Annotated in this window: 15 protein-coding genes; 13 read left to right on the top strand and 2 right to left on the bottom strand. The window is 43.1% G+C overall.

Features of this window, described 5'->3' with window-relative positions:
• Positions 1-10 precede the first annotated feature (10 nt).
• The 3 genes from pstB to OC530_RS05200 all read left to right on the top strand — a co-directional run bounded on the left by pstB (position 11) and on the right by OC530_RS05200 (position 2407).
• Entirely contained in the window at positions 11-769 is a 759-nt protein-coding gene (gene pstB, locus OC530_RS05210; RefSeq protein WP_173214083.1) for a phosphate ABC transporter ATP-binding protein PstB, read from the top strand.
• A gap of 11 nt (positions 770-780) precedes the next feature.
• Positions 781-1434 carry a phosphate signaling complex protein PhoU gene (gene phoU, locus OC530_RS05205; protein ID WP_000946458.1) on the top strand — a complete coding sequence of 218 codons (654 nt, stop codon included), beginning with the start codon at positions 781-783 and terminating at the stop codon, positions 1432-1434.
• 157 nt (positions 1435-1591) lie between these two features.
• Complete coding sequence (locus tag OC530_RS05200; RefSeq protein WP_173214085.1) at positions 1592-2407, top strand: ABC transporter substrate-binding protein; 816 nt, start codon at positions 1592-1594, stop codon at positions 2405-2407.
• Positions 2408-2579: 172 nt separating this feature from the next.
• Here OC530_RS05200 and OC530_RS05195 read toward each other — a convergent pair whose 3' ends face one another.
• Entirely contained in the window at positions 2580-3851 is a 1272-nt protein-coding gene (locus tag OC530_RS05195; RefSeq protein WP_173214087.1) for a PLP-dependent aminotransferase family protein, read from the bottom strand.
• 141 nt (positions 3852-3992) lie between these two features.
• On the opposite strand from OC530_RS05195, the gene budA reads away from it, so the two are divergent.
• From budA to alaS, 10 genes are all read left to right on the top strand, one after another.
• Entirely contained in the window at positions 3993-4724 is a 732-nt protein-coding gene (gene budA / locus OC530_RS05190; RefSeq protein ID WP_000360311.1) for an acetolactate decarboxylase, read from the top strand.
• Positions 4725-4733: 9 nt separating this feature from the next.
• Complete coding sequence (locus tag OC530_RS05185; protein ID WP_262080186.1) at positions 4734-5486, top strand: YhfC family glutamic-type intramembrane protease; 753 nt, start codon at positions 4734-4736, stop codon at positions 5484-5486.
• Positions 5487-5599: 113 nt separating this feature from the next.
• Entirely contained in the window at positions 5600-6505 is a 906-nt protein-coding gene (gene murB / locus OC530_RS05180) for a UDP-N-acetylmuramate dehydrogenase (protein WP_050240975.1), read from the top strand.
• Positions 6506-6664: 159 nt separating this feature from the next.
• On the top strand, positions 6665-7822 hold the full coding sequence (locus tag OC530_RS05175) for an ABC transporter ATP-binding protein (RefSeq protein WP_262080183.1): 1158 nt from the start codon (positions 6665-6667) through the stop codon (positions 7820-7822).
• Entirely contained in the window at positions 7803-8609 is an 807-nt protein-coding gene (locus OC530_RS05170; protein WP_262080182.1) for an ABC transporter permease, read from the top strand. Before OC530_RS05175 ends, OC530_RS05170 begins: the two co-directional genes overlap by 20 nt.
• The gene (locus OC530_RS05165; RefSeq protein WP_084929727.1) at positions 8606-9379 is read left to right on the top strand and encodes an ABC transporter permease; all 774 of its coding nucleotides are present in this window, start codon (positions 8606-8608) and stop codon (positions 9377-9379) included. Before OC530_RS05170 ends, OC530_RS05165 begins: the two co-directional genes overlap by 4 nt.
• Positions 9376-10446: an ABC transporter substrate-binding protein gene (locus tag OC530_RS05160; protein WP_262080179.1), complete on the top strand. Its 1071-nt coding sequence runs from the start codon at positions 9376-9378 to the stop codon at positions 10444-10446. The genes OC530_RS05165 and OC530_RS05160 overlap by 4 nt, the downstream gene beginning before the upstream one ends.
• 252 nt (positions 10447-10698) lie before the next feature.
• On the top strand, positions 10699-10950 hold the full coding sequence (locus OC530_RS05155; protein ID WP_054385332.1) for a hypothetical protein: 252 nt from the start codon (positions 10699-10701) through the stop codon (positions 10948-10950).
• 274 nt (positions 10951-11224) lie between these two features.
• On the top strand, positions 11225-11710 hold the full coding sequence (locus tag OC530_RS05150) for an LURP-one-related/scramblase family protein (protein ID WP_033688504.1): 486 nt from the start codon (positions 11225-11227) through the stop codon (positions 11708-11710).
• A gap of 21 nt (positions 11711-11731) precedes the next feature.
• Positions 11732-14350 (top strand): alanine--tRNA ligase, encoded by a 2619-nt coding sequence (gene alaS, locus OC530_RS05145; RefSeq protein WP_262080173.1) that lies wholly within the window; start codon positions 11732-11734, stop codon positions 14348-14350.
• A gap of 89 nt (positions 14351-14439) precedes the next feature.
• Here alaS and OC530_RS05140 read toward each other — a convergent pair whose 3' ends face one another.
• Positions 14440-15894: an alpha-amylase gene (locus tag OC530_RS05140; protein ID WP_262080171.1), complete on the bottom strand. Its 1455-nt coding sequence runs from the start codon at positions 15892-15894 to the stop codon at positions 14440-14442.
• Between the last annotated feature and the right edge of the window lie 45 nt (positions 15895-15939).

Here is a 15939-nt window from a genome sequence, read left to right as displayed (position 1 = left end):
AGGAAACAGTATGACAGAAGCGATTTTACAGGTGTCAGACCTGTCCGTTTACTACAATCAAAAGAAGGCCTTGAATAGTGTTTCCCTATCTTTCCAACCTAAGGAAATTACAGCCTTGATTGGTCCATCTGGATCAGGGAAGTCAACTCTTCTCAAGGCTATCAACCGCATGGGGGATCTCAATCCAGAGGTGACTACAACTGGTTCGGTGGTTTACAACGGCCACAACATTTACAGTCCACGTACCGATACGGTTGAATTGCGTAAGGAAATCGGTATGGTCTTTCAACAACCGAACCCTTTCCCTATGTCTATCTACGAAAATGTTGTTTACGGGCTTCGTATCAATGGAGTTAAGGATAAGCAGGTTCTGGATGAAGCGGTAGAAAAAGCCCTACAACGAGCTTCTATCTGGGATGAGGTCAAGGATCGCCTGCATGATTCAGCTATCGGTCTTTCAGGTGGACAACAGCAACGTGTCTGTGTTGCCCGTGTCTTGGCAACCAGTCCTAAAATCATTCTCTTGGATGAACCGACTTCAGCCTTGGACCCTATCTCGGCTGGTAAGATTGAGGAAACCTTGTATGGTCTAAAAGATAAATACACCATGCTCTTGGTTACGCGTTCCATGCAACAAGCCTCTCGTATCTCTGACAAGATAGGATTTTTCCTTGATGGAGATTTGATTGAGTTTAACGATACCAAGAAGATGTTCCTAAACCCACAACACAAGGAAACAGAAGATTATATTTCAGGAAAATTTGGATAAGGAGATAAATGATGTTACGTTCTCAATTTGAAGAAGATTTAGAGAAATTGCACAACCAGTTCTACGCTATGGGACAAGAAGTGCTATCCCAAATCAATCGTACAGTGCGTGCCTTTGTTACGCACGACCGTGATTTGGCCAAGGAAGTCATCGAAGACGATGCAGAAGTAAACGAATACGAAGTGAAGTTGGAGAAGAAATCATTTGAAATGATTGCCCTTCAACAACCCGTTTCTCAAGATTTGCGTACTGTTTTGACAGTCTTGAAGGCTGTATCTGACTTGGAACGTATGGGGGACCATGCCGTTTCCATTGCCAAGGCGGCAATTCGTATGAAGGGGGAGCAACGCATCCCAGCTGTTGAAGAAGAAATCAAGAGAATGGGTCGCGATGTCAAGAACTTCGTTGAAGCAGCCCTTGAACTCTATCTCAATGGTTCAGTAGACCAGGCCTATGAAGTAGCAGCCATGGATGAAAAAATCAACCATTACTTTGATAGCATTCGTGACTTGGCTACAGAAGAAATCAAGAAAAATCCTGATGCCATTGTTACAGGTCGTGATTACTTCCAAGTGATTGCCTTCTTGGAACGTATTGGAGACTATGCCAAGAATATCTGTGAATGGGTTGTTTACTTTGAAACAGGCAAGATTGTCGAACTATAAAACAGATTCATTCTGTATAAAAAGGAGCTTGAAATCAACTGATAGCTCCTTTTCTTGAATGAAAAAAATATTTTTAAGATAAAAATTCAAAAAACACTTGACAAGTAACTTGGATAGCGTTATAATTATACAAAATTAACAGAGAGGTTGTTTATTTATGAAATCAAAAAAATGGATATTTGTTTTATGTAGTTTTCTTGCAAGTTTCTTCTTAGTAGCTTGCCAGTCGGGTTCTAATGGTTCTCAGTCAGCTGTTGAGGCCATTAAGCAAAAGGGGAAATTAGTTGTGGCGACTAGTCCTGACTATGCACCTTTTGAGTTCCAATCATTGGTTGACGGAAAAAACCAGGTAGTCGGTGCGGACATTGATATGGCCCAAGCTATCGCTGATGAACTTGGGGTTAAGTTGGAAATCTCAAGCATGAGTTTTGACAATGTCTTGACTAGTCTTCAAACAGGTAAGGCTGATCTAGCGGTTGCGGGAATTAGCGCTACTGACGAGAGAAAAGAAGTCTTTGATTTTTCAATCCCTTACTATGAAAACAAGATTAGTTTCTTGGTTCGTAAGGCTGATGTAGAAAAATACAAGGATTTAACTAGCCTTGAAAGTGCTAATATTGCAGCCCAAAAAGGGACTGTTCCAGAAGCTATGGTCAAGGAACAATTGCCAAAAGCTCAATTGACTTCCCTAACTAATATGGGTGAAGCTGTCAATGAGTTACAGGCTGGAAAAGTAGATGCCGTTCATATGGATGAGCCTGTTGCTCTTAGCTATGCTGCTAAAAATACAGACCTAGCTGTCGCAACTGTTAGCTTGAAGATGAAGGACGGCGAAGCCAATGCAGTTGCCCTTAGAAAAAATAGTGCTGATTTGAAAGAAGTGGTGGACAAGGTCATCCAAAAACTCAAGGATGACGGTACCTACCAAAAATATCTTGAAAAGGCAGCAAGCCTAACAGAAATTGAAGAATAATACTCAATGAAAATCAAAGAGCAAACTAGGAAGCTAGCCGCAGGTTGCTCAAAGCACTGCTTTGAGGTTGTAGATAAGACTGACGAAGTCAGTTACATATATCTACGGTAAGGCGACGCTGACGTGGTTTGAAGAGATTTTCGAAGAGTATAAGAAAAAGCAGAGTTGGAAGTCAGTCCAATTCTGCTTTTAAATAGTCTAAAACATTTTCCAGATTGTCTAAGGACACCTTGGCAAATTGATAAGGACAGGTGCTTAAATAGGCCTCTTCAAAGAAATCCAAGCCCAGTTGGCTGTGTTTGAGACTAGCAATTTTAGGATATTGTCTCAGGTCTAGTAATAAACCATCGTGAAGGGGATAATGAGGAAGGGGACAAGGAGTGTTAGCTAGTCTTTCCTCGATTTGCTTCTGGTGAGCTTCCTGATTGGACAAGCGAACCAGACGATTTTTCTCAAATAATTGACTGTCGATATAGAGTGATAAGGCCTTTTGCATGATGAGGTTGCTATCGTAGTCTAGGATATTTTTGTAGGCCACAAAGGCTTCCTTGATAGCATTTGGAAGGATGAGTGCTGTTATCCGCAAGGCTGGAAAGAGGCTGGTTGAGAAGGACTTGATATAAATGACGCGCTCTTCTGTATCCAGATAGTGGAAGGTTTGGCCCTTCTTGGAGTCCAAATCACCCAGATAATCGTCCTCTACGATATAGACACTATACTTGGCAGCTAAGTCAAGAATAGCCCGTTTGTCCTGCTCTGAATAGGAATGGCCTAGAGGATAGTGAAATCGAGGAATGGTATAGAAAAACTTAATTTTTCCTGTCTTGAAGTGTCGCTCCAGCTCCTTCAAGTCAATCCCATCAATGCCTCGTTCAATCGTTTGATGGTCCAGACCTTGAGCAATCAAGAGGCGATTCATTCGATGGTAGGTCGGTTGTTCCACCAAGATTTCCTTGGCTTGGCTAGGAAAGGAAATTTGAGAAAGGATAAAAAGGGCTTGTTGGGTTCCAGAGGTCAGTACCAGTTGGTCAGCCTTGCAGTAGAGGGCTTGGTCAAAGAGGAGTTGGTGAATGGATTGTCTTAAGTCTTCTAATCCTTCTTGGTTGTCATAGTAGTTGAAGAGGTAGTTTTCCCGGCCAATTAAGGTTTCATTGACACAGAGTCGGAAATCGTCATAGGCGCTGGCGTGTTCGTCCGTAACCTCAATTTCTAGGTCCTGGTGTTGCCCTTGTTCTAGGACATAGTAACCACTCTGGGGCTTGGCATAGAGGTATTGTTCGTGCCGTAATTCCAGCAGGGCTCGTTGAATGGTGTCCTTGCTGCAGTGAAAGTCAAGGCTCAGTTGACGAATAGAAGGCAGGCGGCTTCCCGTCGGAAATCGTCCAGACTCGATACTATTTTTCAGATAGGAAACAACCTCTTGGTACTTGCTTTGTTTCTTCATTCCAGACCTCCCTTGATTTTGTTACATTGTACCCTTTTTTTTCCTTCTTGGCAATGTCTAGAGTGTTTCTCTCGTTCACATCTAGGAGCAAATGTGGTATACTTAGGAGTAAGATTTATAGAATAACAGACAAGAAAGTGAATGGATAAGAACGTGCAGGAACCAGTGAAATTATTTCAATACAATACCCTTGGAGCCTTGATGGCTGGCCTTTATGGTGGTACCATGACAGTGGGAGAATTGCTAGAGCATGGTGATCTTGGTTTGGGAACCTTGGATTCCATTGATGGAGAATTGATTGTCTTGGATGGCAAGGCCTATCAGGCTAAAGGATCAGGAGAGCAACCAGAGATTGTGGAAGTGTCACCAGATGCCCTTATTCCTTACGCAGCAGTGGTACCGCATCAGGCAGAGGTCATTTTCCGCCAGCGGTTTGAGATGACAGACAAGGAATTGGAAGAGCGAATCGAGTCTTATTATGACGGGGAAAATCTTTTCCGCTCTATCAAGATTCGGGGGGAATTTTCGCATATGCATGTGCGCATGATTCCCAAGTCGACACCAGATACCAAGTTTGCTGATGTCGCAACCCATCAACCTGAATATAGTCGTGACAATGTGGCGGGAACCATCGTTGGTTTCTGGACGCCTGAGATTTTCCATGGGGTCAGTGTGGCAGGCTATCATCTACACTTCATTTCAGATGACTTGACCTTCGGTGGACATGTCATGGACTTTGTTATCAAGGAAGGCATTATTGAGGTGGGAGCTGTTGACCAATTGGACCAACGTTTCCCAGTCCAAGACCGTCAATATTTGTTTGCTAAGTTCAATGTTGACGAGATGAAAAAAGATATTGAAAAGGCGGAATAGGAGAAGAAAATGACCATTCATATTATCATTACCATGGTGCTGTTGCTGGCTTTCTTGATAGGGAGCATTTGGTATGCCAAAAAGAAATACCAGATTAATCTAGCTGTCTTGGGCTTGGGGGCTGTCGCCTTCTTTGTCTCTTCACAGATTTTGGAAAAACTGGTGCATATCTTGGTTTTGCATCCTCAAAAGGACGGCAGTATTGCCCTTTTGCAAGATTATCCGCTTGTCTATATCCTCTATGGCCTAGCCATGGCAGCATTTTTTGAGGAAACGGCTCGTCTTATTTTCTTCAAATGGTTGGAGAAAAAGAGAAGTTTGGAAAAGGCAGACGCCTTGGCCTATGGACTGGGGCATGGTGGCTTGGAATTAATTTTCCTGGGTCTTGCTAGTTTGTTTAATCTCTACATCGTTCTCTCAGCAGTTCAAACGCAGAATCCACAGGTTATGCAATTACTGTCTGAAAATATGTTGAAGACTATCCAGTCGCTATCGGTCTGGCAGATTTATTTGCTTGGTTTTGAGCGAATCTTGGCGCTAGGTTTTCAATTACTCTTGACAGTTTGGGTTTACCAAGCTGTTCGCCAGAAGAAATGGATTTATCTCCTAGCAGCCTATGGCCTACATGCCTTCTTTGATCTGGCACCATCTCTAGTCCAAGTTGGCTGGCTGACCAATCCAGTCTTGGCGGAAGTTGTCCTAGCACTAGAGCTCGTTCTGGTTGCCTATGGAACAAAGGCAATCTTTTGCAAAAAATCATAAGAAAAAGGGGGGGAACCTCTTTTTTGTTTAAAATAAGCCTAAGATTTTTTTAGGGTCGTCAAATGGTCTTAAAAATGGTATAATGGAATGAATTTTGTAAAAGGAAGAGTGATATGTCTGTAAGAGAAAAAATGCTTGAAATCTTAGAAGGAATTGATATCCGTTTTAAGGAACCCTTGCATAGCTATAGTTATACAAAAGTAGGTGGAGAGGCCGATTATTTGGTCTTTCCACGAAATCGTTTTGAGTTGGCTCGCCTTGTTAAATTTGCCAATCAAGAAAATATTCCTTGGATGGTTCTTGGAAATGCTAGCAACATCATTGTTCGTGATGGTGGGATTCGTGGATTTGTCATCTTGTGTGACAAGCTCAATAATGTTTCCGTTGATGGCTATACCATCGAAGCTGAAGCAGGGGCTAACTTGATTGAAACAACTCGCATTGCCCTCCGTCATAGCTTGACTGGTTTTGAGTTTGCTTGTGGCATTCCAGGGAGCGTCGGTGGAGCTGTTTTCATGAATGCAGGTGCCTATGGTGGCGAGATTGCCCACATCTTGCAGTCTTGTAAGGTCTTGACCAAAGATGGAGAAATCGAGACTCTGTCTGCTAAGGATCTGGCTTTTGGTTACCGCCATTCAGCCATTCAGGAGTCTGGTGCAATTGTCTTGTCAGCTAAATTTGCCCTAGCCCCAGGAACCCATCAGGTTATCAAGCAGGAAATGGACCGCTTGACGCACCTACGTGAACTCAAGCAACCTTTAGAATACCCATCTTGTGGCTCGGTCTTTAAGCGTCCAGTCGGGCATTTTGCAGGTCAATTAATTTCAGAAGCTGGTTTGAAAGGCTATCGTATCGGTGGTGTTGAAGTGTCTGAAAAGCACGCAGGATTTATGATCAATGTCGCAGATGGAACGGCCAAAGACTACGAAGACTTGATTGAGTCTGTGATTGAAAAAGTCAAGGAACACTCTGGCGTTACTCTTGAGAGAGAAGTCCGTATTTTAGGTGAAAGCAAGTAGGAAGCTGTAGTTGAGAAGCTGCTGCTATATCATGGAAAGGGGGTGAAAGCCTATCGTTAGTGCAGAAGAATGTAGGCAGTTTAATCTCCTACACGAGGTAGTGGCGGCCTGACAGAGCCCTGATCTGTTAATCTATGAAAAAGAAGGAATAAATGACAATTGAAAAAACCAATTATTGAATTCAAAAACGTCTCTAAAGTTTTTGAAGACAGCAACACCAAGGTTCTCAAAGACATCAACTTTGAGTTGGAAGAAGGGAAGTTCTATACTCTTCTAGGCGCGTCTGGTTCAGGGAAATCAACTATCCTTAACATCATTGCAGGTTTACTGGATGCGACGACAGGAGATATTTTGCTGGATGGTGTCCGTATCAATGACATCCCAACCAACAAGCGAGACGTCCATACGGTCTTCCAATCCTATGCCTTGTTTCCACATATGAATGTGTTTGAAAATGTTGCCTTTCCACTCCGCTTGCGTAAAATTGACAAGAAAGAAATCGAGAAACGCGTAGCGGAAGTTCTCAAGATGGTTCAGTTGGAAGGTTATGAAAAACGTTCCATTCGTAAACTCTCTGGAGGACAACGTCAGCGTGTGGCTATTGCCCGTGCCATCATCAACCAACCCCGTGTGGTTTTGTTGGACGAGCCTTTGTCAGCGTTGGACTTGAAATTAAGAACAGACATGCAGTATGAGTTGCGTGAACTGCAACAACGATTGGGCATTACCTTTGTTTTTGTCACTCACGATCAGGAAGAAGCACTTGCCATGAGTGACTGGATTTTCGTTATGAATGATGGCGAGATTGTCCAGTCTGGAACAGCTGTGGATATCTACGATGAGCCGATTAACCATTTTGTTGCGACCTTTATCGGTGAGTCAAATATCTTGCCAGGAACCATGATTGAGGACTACTTAGTTGAGTTTAACGGCAAACGCTTCGAAGCGGTCGATGGAGGGATGAAGCCAAATGAACCTGTTGAGGTCGTTATTCGTCCAGAGGACTTGCGGATTACCCTTCCTGAAGAAGGCAAGCTCCAAGTTAAGGTCGATACCCAGCTCTTCCGTGGGGTACATTATGAGATTATTGCCTATGACGAGCTCGGAAATGAATGGATGATTCACTCGACCCGTAAGGCTATCGTTGGTGAGGAAATCGGTCTGGACTTTGAACCAGAAGACATCCACATCATGCGTCTCAACGAAACCGAAGAAGAGTTCGATGCTCGTATCGAAGAATACGTGGAAATCGAAGAGCAAGAAGCAGGTCTGATCAATGCAATCGAGGAGGAAAGAGATGAAGAAAACAAACTCTAAACTCTTTGTAGTGCCCTACATGCTTTGGATTGCCCTGTTTGTATTGGCACCCTTGGTCTTGATTTTCGGTCAATCCTTTTTCAATATTGAAGGACAATTCAGTTTAGAAAACTATAAATCTTACTTTACGTCACAAAACTTGACCTACCTAAAAATGAGTTTCAACTCAGTGCTTTATGCAGGGATTGTGACCTTTGTGACCTTGCTTATCAGCTATCCAACGGCCCTCTTTTTGACCCGTCTCAAGCACCGTCAACTCTGGCTCATGCTGATTATCCTGCCTACCTGGATCAATTTGCTCCTTAAAGCCTATGCCTTTATTGGAATTTTTGGTCAAAATGGCTCTATTAACCAATTCTTGGAATTTATCGGAATCGGTTCACAGCAGTTGCTCTTTACCGATTTCTCCTTTATCTTTGTCGCAAGCTACATCGAGCTTCCATTTATGATATTGCCAATCTTTAATGTCTTGGATGATATGGACAACAATCTCATCAATGCCAGCTATGACCTAGGTGCGACCAAGTGGGAGACTTTCCGTCATGTCATCTTTCCTCTGTCTATGAACGGTGTGAGAAGTGGAGTTCAGTCGGTCTTTATCCCCAGCTTGAGCCTCTTCATGCTAACCCGTTTGATTGGTGGGAATCGCGTTATTACGCTGGGAACGGCTATTGAACAGAATTTCCTAACCAATGACAACTATGGAATGGGTTCAACCATCGGTGTGATTCTCATCCTGACCATGTTCATCACCATGTGGGTGACCAAGGAAAGGAGAGAACGATGAAAAAATTTGCCAACCTTTATCTGGGACTGGTCTTTCTTGTCCTCTACCTGCCGATTTTTTACCTGATTGGGTATGCCTTTAACGCAGGCAACGACATGAACAGGTTTACAGGCTTTAGTTTGAGTCATTTTAAAACCATGTTTGGCGATGGTCGCCTTATGTTGATTGTGACTCAGACCTTTTTCTTGGCCTTTCTGTCAGCCTTGATTGCGACCATTATCGGGACTTTTGGAGCTATTTATATCTACCAGTCTCGTAAGAAATACCAAGAAGCCTTTCTTTCACTCAATAATATCCTCATGGTTGCGCCTGACGTTATGATTGGTGCCAGCTTCTTGATTCTCTTTACCCAACTCAAGTTTTCACTTGGCTTTTTGACCGTTCTATCTAGTCACGTAGCCTTCTCCATTCCTATCGTGGTCTTGATGGTCTTGCCTCGACTCAAGGAAATGAATGGGGATATGATTCATGCGGCCTATGACCTGGGAGCCAGTCAATTTCAGATGTTCAAGGAAATCATGCTTCCTTACCTGACACCGTCTATCATTGCAGGTTATTTCATGGCCTTCACCTATTCGCTAGATGACTTTGCTGTGACCTTCTTCGTAACGGGAAATGGCTTTTCAACTCTGTCAGTCGAGATTTACTCTCGTGCTCGCAAGGGGATTTCCCTAGAAATCAATGCCCTTTCTGCCCTTGTTTTTCTCTTTAGTATTATCCTAGTGGTTGGATATTACTTTATCTCACGTGAGAAGGAGGAGCAAGCATGAAAAAACTCTATTCATTTTTAGCAGGAATTGCAGCCATTATCCTCGTCTTATGGGGAATTGCGACTCATCTCGATAGTAAAATCAATAGCCGAGATAGTCAAAAACTGGTTATCTACAACTGGGGAGACTATATCGATCCAGAACTCTTGGAGCAGTTCACGGAAGAAACAGGAATCCAAGTCCAGTACGAGACCTTTGACTCCAACGAAGCCATGTATACCAAGATCAAGCAGGGTGGAACGACCTACGATATTGCCATTCCTAGTGAATACATGATTAACAAGATGAAGGACGAAGATCTCTTGGTTCCGCTTGACTATTCAAAACTTGAAGGTCTTGAAAATATCGGACCAGAGTTCCTCAACCAGTCCTTTGACCCAGGCAATAAATTCTCCATCCCTTACTTCTGGGGTACCTTAGGAATTGTTTACAATGAAACCATGGTAGATGAAGCGCCTGAGCATTGGGATGACCTTTGGAAGCCAGAGTATAAGAACTCTATCATGCTCTTTGATGGGGCGCGTGAGGTATTGGGACTCGGGCTTAACTCGCTTGGCTACAGCCTTAACTCTAAAAATCCACAGCAATTAGAAGAGACAGTGGATAAGCTCTACAAGCTGACTCCAAATATCAAGGCTATCGTTGCGGACGAGATGAAGGGCTACATGATTCAGAACAACGCTGCTATCGGCGTGACCTTCTCTGGTGAAGCCAGCCAAATGCTAGAAAAAAATGAAAATCTACGCTATGTGGTACCGACAGAGGCCAGCAACCTTTGGTTTGACAATATGGTCATTCCCAAAACAGTCAAAAATCAAGACGCAGCCTATGCCTTTATCAACTTTATGTTGAAACCCGAAAATGCTCTTAAAAATGCGGAGTATGTGGGCTATTCAACACCAAACCTACCAGCTAAGGAATTGCTCCCAGAGGAAACAAAAGAAGACAAGGCCTTCTATCCCGATGTTGAAACCATGAAACACCTAGAAGTTTATGAGAAATTTGACCATAAATGGACAGGAAAATATAGCGACCTCTTCCTACAATTTAAAATGTATCGGAAGTAGGAGTAGAATGTACGAAAACGAATCAGTCAAGCTGGTTCGTTTTTTTATAGAAGTCAGTTTTTACAGCCCTATATTTTCTATTTTATACTCAATGAAAATCAAAGAGCAAACTAGTAAACTAGTCGCAGGCTGTACTTGAGTACGACAAGGTGACGTTGACGTGGTTTGAAGAGATTTTCGAAGAGTATTAGTTGCTTATTTGTTTGCCTAGTAGTATACTAAGCTTAACATTACAGAAAGCGGTAACAAATAATGAAAATGTCTACTTTTTTCAAAAAAAGTTTCTGGCCAACCTTTTTGACTGTTCAGCAAACATATATACTATTTTATCTAAAGGATGGTTTGGATCGACAATACCTAACAACTGAGTCTATATATTTGGTGATAGGAAACTTTATATTTGCAAATATTTGCGTAGCTATATTTAGCAATTCGAAAACTTGGGATAAAAGTTGGGATAAAAAGAAAAATGGCAGTAAGAAAAAATATATCCTGAAAAAGTAATCTGAGATGTGGGGAATGGGGTTTCTTAAATGGGAATCATTTCCAGTTGACGCAAGCTTAAAAAAACGTTATAATAAGGAAGTTGAGAATTGATTTTCAGTTGTCTTAGTCCAGAGAAATGGCGGTGCTGCGAGCCATCTAAGCTAGAAAGTCATGCTACTCAATCATACAATTGCATAAGAATAAGAGAATGACAAGTTCATTGAATGAAGGTGGTACCGCGGTTTTTCGCCCTTCGTGATATGAGCTTGTCTTTTGATTTTTGGAGGTGTTGATGAAAACATTTCTTGTCAAACAAAAGTTTCGTCTTGGAGGCGAACGCTTCGCTATCAAGGATGACAGGGGAGAAATCGCCTATCAGGTGGAGGGATCATTTTTTAAGATTCCCAAAACTTTTACCATCTATGATGCTAATGGTGAACAGGTTAGTCAGATCAGTAAAGAAATCTTGACCTTGCTTCCTCGTTTTGAGATTCAGCTTCGGGATGGCTCGAGTTTTGTCATTCGTAAGAAGTTGACCTTCTGGCGAGATAAGTATGAGTTTGATAATCTAGGTCTTCGTATCGAGGGCAATATCTGGGATTTGAATTTCAAATTGCTGGATGATCGCGATCAGTTGATTGCAGAAATTAAAAAGGAACTCTTCCATCTGACCTCTACCTATAACGTAACAGTCCTTGAGGACGCTTATGCAGACCTAGTCATTTCTCTCTGTGTCGCGATTGACTATGTGGAAATGCTGGAAAGCCAATCACATTAAACAAGTAAATAAGGAGACAATATGAAACAACTATCTAGTGCACAAGTACGCCAAATGTGGCTTGACTTCTGGGCGACCAAAGGTCACTCTGTAGAACCATCAGTAAGTTTGGTTCCTGTAAATGACCCAACTCTTTTGTGGATTAACTCTGGGGTAGCAACTCTTAAGAAATACTTTGATGGGACTATTATCCCAGAAAATCCACGTATTACCAATGCGCAAAAGGCTATCCGTACCAACGACATCGAAAACGTAGGGAAGACTGCACGTCACCATACCATGTTTGAAATGTTGGGGAACTTCTCTATCGGTGATTACTTCCGTGACGAAGCGATCACTTGGGCTTATGAGCTTTTGACAAGCCCTGAGTGGTTTGACTTCCCAGCTGAAAAACTTTACATGACTTACTATCCAGCTGATAAAGATTCATACAACCGCTGGATTGAAGTGGGAGTGGATCCAAGTCACTTGATTCCAATTGAGGACAACTTCTGGGAAATCGGTGCGGGACCTTCTGGACCAGATACAGAAATCTTCTTTGACCGTGGGGAAGCCTTTGACCCAGAAAATATCGGTCTTCGCCTGCTTGCAGAAGATATTGAAAACGACCGTTATATCGAAATCTGGAACATCGTTTTATCACAATTTAACGCAGACCCTGCTGTTCCTCGTAGCGAATACAAGGAATTGCCACACAAGAACATTGATACGGGAGCTGGTTTGGAGCGTTTGGTGGCCGTTATCCAAGGGGCTAAGACCAACTTTGAAACAGACCTCTTCATGCCAATCATTCGTGAAGTAGAGAAATTGTCTGGTAAGGTCTATGACCAAGATGGCGACAACATGAACTTCAAGGTCATCGCAGACCACATTCGTTCTTTGTCATTTGCCATCGGTGATGGTGCCCTTCCAGGAAATGAAGGTCGTGGTTATGTCCTTCGTCGTCTCCTTCGTCGTGCGTCTATGCATGGTCAAAAATTGGGTATCAACGAGCCTTTCCTTTACAAACTCGTTCCAACCGTTGGAAAAATCATGGAAAGCTACTACCCAGAAGTGCTTGAAAAACGTGACTTTATCGAAAAAATCGTTAAGAGCGAGGAAGAGTCATTTGCCCGTACCCTTCACTCAGGTCAACACTTTGCCCAAGGAATCGTAGCAGACTTGAAAGAAAAAGGTCAATCTGTCATTGCTGGTTCAGATGTCTTCAAACTCTATGATACTTATGGGTTCCCAGTTGAATTGACTGAAGAAATCGCTGAAGAAGCTGGTATGACTGTAGACCGTGAAGGTTTTGAAGCAGCCATGAAAGAACAGCAAGAACGCGCGCGTGCGTCAGCTGTCAAGGGTGGTTCAATGGGTATGCAAAATGAAACCCTCCAAAACATCACTGTAGAAAGTGTCTTCAACTACAATGCTAGCCAATTGTCTTCTAAATTGGTAGCTATCGTGGCTGACAATGCAGAAGTAGAAGCTGTATCTGAAGGAACTGCCTCTCTTATCTTTGCGGAAACTCCATTCTACGCTGAGATGGGTGGACAGGTGGCTGACCACGGACAAATCTTGGATGAGTCAGGTAAGGTCGTGGCTACTGTGACTAATGTTCAAAAAGCACCAAACGGACAAGCTCTTCACACTGTTGAAGTCCTTGCACTGCTTGCCTTGAACCAAGAATATACCTTGGCAATTGATACAAATCGTCGTCACCGTGTTATGAAAAACCACACTGCGACTCACTTGCTTCACGCTGCTCTTCACAATATCCTTGGAAATCATGCGACACAAGCAGGATCTCTTAACGAAGTTGAATTCCTTCGCTTTGACTTTACCCACTTCCAAGCAGTAACTGCAGAAGAATTGCGTGCTATTGAACAGCAAGTCAATGAAAAAATCTGGGAAGCACTTGAAGTGAAGACAGTTGAAACAGATATTGACACTGCCAAGGAAATGGGAGCGATGGCCCTCTTTGGTGAGAAATACGGCAAGGAAGTCCGTGTTGTTACAATCGGTGACTACTCTATCGAGCTTTGTGGTGGTACCCACGTTGGCAACACTTCTGAAATTGGTCTCTTCAAGATAGTCAAAGAAGAAGGTATCGGATCAGGAACTCGCCGTATTTTAGCAGTGACTAGTAAGGAAGCCTTTGAAGCCTATCGTGAACAAGAAGACGCACTTAAAGCTGTCGCAGCAACCTTGAAAGCACCTCAAGTCAAGGAAGTACCTCATAAAGTAGAAGGACTTCAAGAACAACTTCGTCAATTGCAAAAAGAAAATGCTGAGTTGAAAGAAAAAGCCGCAGCTGCAGCTGCAGGCGACATCTTCAAGGATGTTAAGGAAGTCAACGGTCACCGTTACATTGCTAGTCAAGTGTCTGTATCAGATGCCGGTGCTCTTCGTACTTTTGCGGATAACTGGAAACAAAAAGACTACTCTGATCTTCTTGTCCTAGTTGCCGCTATCGGTGACAAAGTCAATGTCCTTGTAGCAAGCAAGACAAAAGACCTTCATGCAGGAAACCTTGTCAAAGAATTAGCACCAATCGTCGATGGACGTGGTGGTGGTAAACCAGACATGGCCATGGCAGGGGGAAGCAACCAAGCTAAGATCCAAGAATTGTTGGATGCAGTAGCAGGTAAATTGTAATCAAGTAAAGATCTATCCATTTGGGTAGGTCTTTTTGTGAATGCAAAAAAGCCAAATCCGTTTGGACCTGGCTTGATTATTATGCACTATTAGATTGTATTAGCTGCCCAGACACTTACCGAAGCAGCTGAGACAGGGAATTGTCCATAACCTTCCTCATCAATTGTAATTTGACCTTGGTGGTTTTCAAGTAAATCTACAAAGGTTTGGTTAGCCCATTCTTGGCCGACAAACATTGACTTGCTGTTTTCTTGGTCATTTGAGATAAGGACTGCGATTGGGGATTGATTTTCAGCGCCTGAACGGACCCAACCGATACAGTTAGCATCATCAAAGTAGTCATTTTGTTCTCCATAGGCCAAATCTTTTCGGATGGCTAGGAGGCGGTCAAGGACCTCTTTGAAATCTTGTTGAGCATATTGCCCTGAAATCCCATAGTAGTCGCCGTAAAAGACACATGGAAGGCCATTTTGGCGTAACAGAATGAGGGCATAGGCTGCTGGTTTAAACCATTCTTCAACGGTAGACTCAAGAGCCTGACCTCGTTGTGTATCGTGGTTGTCGACAAAAGTCACAGCCTTGTCAGGCTTGAGTTCAACCAGGCTATCTGTGAAAATACCACGAAGGTCATAGTTGGAACCTGCTCGGCTAGCATCAAAGAGATTCTGGTGGAGACGAACATCGACAAGGTCAAAGCGTTCTTCCGTTTTTTCAAGATAGTCCAGATTGGCTTCCTTGTCTGGATTCCAAAATTCACCAAAAACATAGAAATCCTCACCGTATTTTTCCTTCATATCGCGGATAAAATTGCTCATGAAGAAAGAGTCAATGTGCTTAACGGCATCCAAACGGAAACCAGCAATACCAGTCGTCTCCATGAACCAGTCAGTCCAGTCATAGATATTTTTGATAACTTCAGGATGCTTAAAGTCTAGGTCGGCATACATGAGGTAGTCGTAGTTACCATTTTCGTTATCGACCAATTCCTCATTTGCCCAGCCCTTGTTGTCCCCTTGGATGAGATAAATCCCAGACTTACGGCGTTTTGCATCATAGTCAGTACCTGTGAAGTGGTACCAGTGCCAGTGGAAGTCATTGTAGGTATCGTGGCGACCATCGAAGGTAAAGCTAGTCCAGCCATTGATGGTGAAAGGTTCTCCAAGTTCGACTGTACGGTCTACAGGATCCACTTCGATGACCTGAAAGGCTTCCATGTGATCAGCCGCCGCCTTGTGATTGAGCACCACATCGGCCATAGGTTGAATTCCCTGTGCTTTTAGGGCTTGAATGGCTTGAAGATAGTCTTCTTTGAAACCATACTTGGTACGGACTGTCCCTTTTTGGTTGAACTCTCCTAGGTCGAATAAGTCATAGACCCCATAGCCTACATCTTTTTCATTGGTAGCCTTGAAAGCTGGTGGCATCCAGACATGGCTGATACCGAGATTAGCTAGGTGTGGAGCATCTTCAGCCAGACGCGTCCAGTGCTGACCGTCGTGGGGCAGATACCATTCAAAGTATTGCATGAGTGTTTGATTTTGCATGATGTTTCCTCTTACTTGTCAATCTTGTTCTTTATTCTATCATAA

Source organism: Streptococcus sp. Marseille-Q5619, assembly GCF_946901205.1.
Taxonomy (GTDB): Bacteria; Bacillota; Bacilli; order Lactobacillales; family Streptococcaceae; genus Streptococcus.
The sequence above is the reverse complement of the archived record's forward strand: the minus strand, read 5'-3'. Positions and strand labels throughout refer to the sequence as shown.

Bases quoted from the DNA above. Each gene is read 5' to 3' on its own strand.
- OC530_RS05160 (WP_262080179.1), top strand. From the start codon at position 9,376: ATGAAAAAACTCTATTCATTTTTAGCAGGAATTGCAGCCATTATCCTC.
- OC530_RS05155 (WP_054385332.1), top strand. From the start codon at position 10,699: ATGAAAATGTCTACTTTTTTCAAAAAAAGTTTCTGGCCAACCTTTTTG.
- OC530_RS05200 (WP_173214085.1), top strand. From the start codon at position 1,592: ATGAAATCAAAAAAATGGATATTTGTTTTATGTAGTTTTCTTGCAAGT.
- OC530_RS05170 (WP_262080182.1), top strand. From the start codon at position 7,803: ATGAAGAAAACAAACTCTAAACTCTTTGTAGTGCCCTACATGCTTTGG.
- budA (WP_000360311.1), top strand. From the start codon at position 3,993: ATGGATAAGAACGTGCAGGAACCAGTGAAATTATTTCAATACAATACC.
- murB (WP_050240975.1), top strand. From the start codon at position 5,600: ATGTCTGTAAGAGAAAAAATGCTTGAAATCTTAGAAGGAATTGATATC.
- OC530_RS05185 (WP_262080186.1), top strand. From the start codon at position 4,734: ATGACCATTCATATTATCATTACCATGGTGCTGTTGCTGGCTTTCTTG.
- OC530_RS05195 (WP_173214087.1), bottom strand. From the start codon at position 3,851: ATGAAGAAACAAAGCAAGTACCAAGAGGTTGTTTCCTATCTGAAAAAT.
- OC530_RS05165 (WP_084929727.1), top strand. From the start codon at position 8,606: ATGAAAAAATTTGCCAACCTTTATCTGGGACTGGTCTTTCTTGTCCTC.
- OC530_RS05140 (WP_262080171.1), bottom strand. From the start codon at position 15,894: ATGCAAAATCAAACACTCATGCAATACTTTGAATGGTATCTGCCCCAC.
- phoU (WP_000946458.1), top strand. From the start codon at position 781: ATGTTACGTTCTCAATTTGAAGAAGATTTAGAGAAATTGCACAACCAG.
- alaS (WP_262080173.1), top strand. From the start codon at position 11,732: ATGAAACAACTATCTAGTGCACAAGTACGCCAAATGTGGCTTGACTTC.
- pstB (WP_173214083.1), top strand. From the start codon at position 11: ATGACAGAAGCGATTTTACAGGTGTCAGACCTGTCCGTTTACTACAAT.
- OC530_RS05150 (WP_033688504.1), top strand. From the start codon at position 11,225: ATGAAAACATTTCTTGTCAAACAAAAGTTTCGTCTTGGAGGCGAACGC.